This window comes from Exilibacterium tricleocarpae (genome assembly GCF_007004655.1).
Taxonomy (GTDB): domain Bacteria; phylum Pseudomonadota; class Gammaproteobacteria; order Pseudomonadales; family Cellvibrionaceae; genus Exilibacterium; species Exilibacterium tricleocarpae.
The window spans coordinates 1-2,070 of record NZ_ML660145.1 but is presented as its reverse complement, the minus strand read 5'-3'; the positions used below and the strand labels follow the sequence as shown (position 1 = coordinate 2,070).

Annotated in this window: 4 protein-coding genes; all 4 read right to left on the bottom strand. The window is 42.6% G+C overall.

Annotated elements, in window-relative coordinates:
- Nucleotides 1-479: 479 nt before the first annotated feature.
- A complete protein-coding gene (locus FKG94_RS28515; protein ID WP_142930350.1) occupies nt 480-800 on the bottom strand; it encodes a type II toxin-antitoxin system RelE/ParE family toxin in 321 nt (106 codons plus the stop codon).
- Complete coding sequence (locus FKG94_RS28510) at nt 788-1,045, bottom strand: type II toxin-antitoxin system Phd/YefM family antitoxin (RefSeq protein WP_142930349.1); 258 nt, start codon at nt 1,043-1,045, stop codon at nt 788-790. Before FKG94_RS28510 ends, FKG94_RS28515 begins: the two co-directional genes overlap by 13 nt.
- A 148-nt stretch (nt 1,046-1,193) precedes the next feature.
- Complete coding sequence (locus FKG94_RS28505; RefSeq protein ID WP_142930348.1) at nt 1,194-1,703, bottom strand: protein-tyrosine phosphatase family protein; 510 nt, start codon at nt 1,701-1,703, stop codon at nt 1,194-1,196.
- A gap of 76 nt (nt 1,704-1,779) precedes the next feature.
- Nucleotides 1,780-2,070 (bottom strand): hypothetical protein (locus FKG94_RS28910; protein WP_179957860.1); only part of this gene is annotated, 291 nt, incomplete at its 5' end.

The window sequence follows — 2,070 nt, the reverse complement described above, 5'->3', positions numbered from 1 at the left end:
CTCTTCGCCACATTTCCCATATGACAGCTTTTTTAGGCTCAGTCATCGGATTAGGGTGTTTCATATACTCATACCTCTATGATTGTTGGATTATAGGGTATGTTGCGTTGACCGATTGAATCCATCGTACCTAAAAGCGGGAAGTTTACATAATGTTTTCATTGGCCCTTACTGCTTTTACAGCAGGAAAGAAGATATCTGTGGTATATGATTCAAATAACCCTGAATGTACATTCGGTTATGCAAAGACTACCCACATGAGGTTGCACAGTAATTGATGTGTATTAGTTGGGATTTGACCATGCAGACAGTGCCTGGTCAGATCGAGACTTTTGAAGGGCAGCTTTCGCCTAACTTTGGTCATTCGCCACCGCAAGAAATATTCTCTTTGTTAATAGGTTTCTTGCCATAAGCGGGCGGTCGAGTAGCATTTAACGCCTAAAGCAGCCGCGCATTTATGCGTCGGCTGCCTTTGCTTGTTAACTGCTGACTTTAGCACGCTCTTCCAAAATATACTTACGCAAAATGCGCTCACTGCGCATAACATGAATAATTATGATCTTAGATTTTTCAGTGCGATAAAAAACTCTACACGGACCAACAACGACCTCTCTATAAATTGAGTTTCGAGAAAGTTCTGGTGGCTTACGACCGGACTTAGGTTGCCCCTTGAGCTGATCAACACGGTCGAAAACAGGTTGGACCAAGTTTTGTGCGGCAGTAAACTTATCTAATGCGATAAATTCAGCAATCTCATTTAATTCGTTAAGAGCAGGTTCCGTCCAAATTATTTGAGCCATTTACTCATTCGTTCCTTGGCTTGAACATGAGAAACAACTCGCCCCTCCGAGAAGGCAGCCTCTCCCTTTGCCAGTCCCTCCAATAACGCCATACGATCTTGCATCATTTCATAATCTTCTACATCAACCAAATAGGCTGAAGGCTGGCCGTGCTCTGTAATGAGCACAGGCTCTTTAGACGCATGTAGATCCGCGAGGATTTTTGTGGCCTGACGCTTTAACGTGGTAACTAATGCAATTTTCATAAAGTGATACTATAGTGACACTTGAATATTTGCAAGTATTTATATCCTGCCTGTTAACGCCTTGCTCACCTGCACATACTGCGGAGAGCGTTTTTGTGTGAAAATGGAGCGCCAGCGACATACACAAAAACGAGCGTAGCAGTATGTGTCAGGTGGAGCAATTTGTTATGTGTTGGGCATGGCTTTGATTGACCCACTCAATTTGTTCCTCTGTATCAGGGATACGAACACCACGTTGTTTCGATATATGCTCAATGGCCTCTTCGGGTTCAAAACCGCAATGCAAAAGAACGCCTGCTGCAATAATGCCAGTTCGTCCGATTCCTGCCCTGCAGTGTACTACGGTATTTAACCCACCTGCTGTTTCCTGATATAGCCGTTTAGTAAATGCTAAATACTCTTGTATGGAATTAGGCAGCCCACGATCTTTAATAGGGAAAGAAACAAATTCCATTCCGTATTTCTCAGCACATAGCTTCTCTTCGCTAAGACCTACTTCAATTTCTTCATTCGGTTCCAATAAAGACACGATTCTATCTATACCCGAATTCGCAATACCAGCGAACTCATCATCTATCCACTCACCAGAAACCGGCTTAGCCATTACCGACAAGCTACCACTTCCAATTAATTCAATTTTATATATATCTGGTGTCATAGATGATTACACATAACGCCAAGCTTTGCGGCAAATTTGGAGCGCAGCGGAAAATTTGTCCGACAACAGCTCATTGTTACATGCCAGCTAGTGGCACACCAATTTGGGGGTAAGCTAGCTCTTTTATGTAGTCCATAATCAAGCTTGTATCTAGCTCTACAAATAGCTCAATTCTTTTCTTGAGTTCACCAGAAACTCTATTTGCCACTTCGATATTAATATCAGAGTCATTCTGTTCGCCGTCTGGCACATTGTCATGTATCAAGACACATAGAGTAGCAAGCAGCATTGACCTTTTTGAAGCTAAGGTGTTGTTTGAATCTAGAAACTCTAATAGAAGCTCAATGTTATTTGCCTCTGCAAGGCA

Bases quoted from the DNA above. Each gene is read 5' to 3' on its own strand.
- FKG94_RS28515 (WP_142930350.1), bottom strand. From the start codon at position 800: ATGGCTCAAATAATTTGGACGGAACCTGCTCTTAACGAATTAAATGAG.
- FKG94_RS28510 (WP_142930349.1), bottom strand. From the start codon at position 1,045: ATGAAAATTGCATTAGTTACCACGTTAAAGCGTCAGGCCACAAAAATC.
- FKG94_RS28505 (WP_142930348.1), bottom strand. From the start codon at position 1,703: ATGACACCAGATATATATAAAATTGAATTAATTGGAAGTGGTAGCTTG.